Genomic DNA, 800 nt, shown 5'->3' with positions numbered 1-800 from the left:
CCCGGCTGCCCGGGTACGCAGTTGGGTAAAGATGTTCATAGCCGCTCTCAGATTGTCGGTGCCCCCCATAACCTGGTGAAGCCTGCCCAGAGCCAGCTCGATCTCCTTATCCTCGCAGGGGGTGTTTGCCTGCCCTCCGGCCGCCAGGGTGCGCAACCGGGTAAAGATGTCCTGGGCTATTCTCAGGTTGTCCATGCCCCCCATAGCCTGAAACAATCTGCCCAGAGCCAGTTCGATCTCCTTGTCATTACAGGGGGTGTTCGGCCGCCCCCCGGCTGCCCGGGTGCGCAGCTGGGTATAGATGTTCAGAGCCTTTGTCAGGTTGTCTGTACCTCCCATGATCTGAAGGTGTATGGCCAGGGTTAACTCGATATCCTTGTCATTACAGGGGGTGTTCGGTTGCCCCCCGGCCGCCCGGGTGCGCAGCCGGTTATAGATGTCCAGGGCTGCTTTCATGTTGGCCGAGCCCCCCATGATCTGAAGTAAACGGCTCAGTGCCAGCCCATTGGTTTTTTCATCACTGAAAGAAGTTGAGTATTGGCTATAAAGATATTGGAAGAGTGATAAGGCTTCCGTTAAATGGCCTCGGGCCTGTAAAGCTCTGCCTTTTGCCATCATCACCCCTTTGTTGTTTTGAAAACCCCTGGAAAGGGAATTGACGTACCCAATACACCCATCAAAATTGCCAAGAAGAAACAAACATCTGGCTTTTAATTGCACAACACGAACATATCGGTTCGGGTCTCCCACGTATTTTTTCAAGAGGGTCTCAGCCTCATCTAATGCTCTTTGAGGGTTAG

1 protein-coding gene is annotated in these 800 nt (G+C 53.5%); it reads right to left on the bottom strand.

The annotated features are described in order from the left end of the window. Positions 1–615, bottom strand: a 615-nt coding sequence (locus E1189_RS02005) for a hypothetical protein (protein ID WP_196221047.1), incomplete at its 3' end; no start/stop codon positions are given. Positions 616–800: the final 185 nt, after the last annotated feature.

Source organism: Parendozoicomonas verongulae, from assembly GCF_009711465.1.
GTDB classification, from domain to species: domain Bacteria; phylum Pseudomonadota; class Gammaproteobacteria; order Pseudomonadales; family Endozoicomonadaceae; genus Sansalvadorimonas; species Sansalvadorimonas verongulae.
This window is presented reverse-complemented; position numbering and strand designations above follow the sequence as displayed.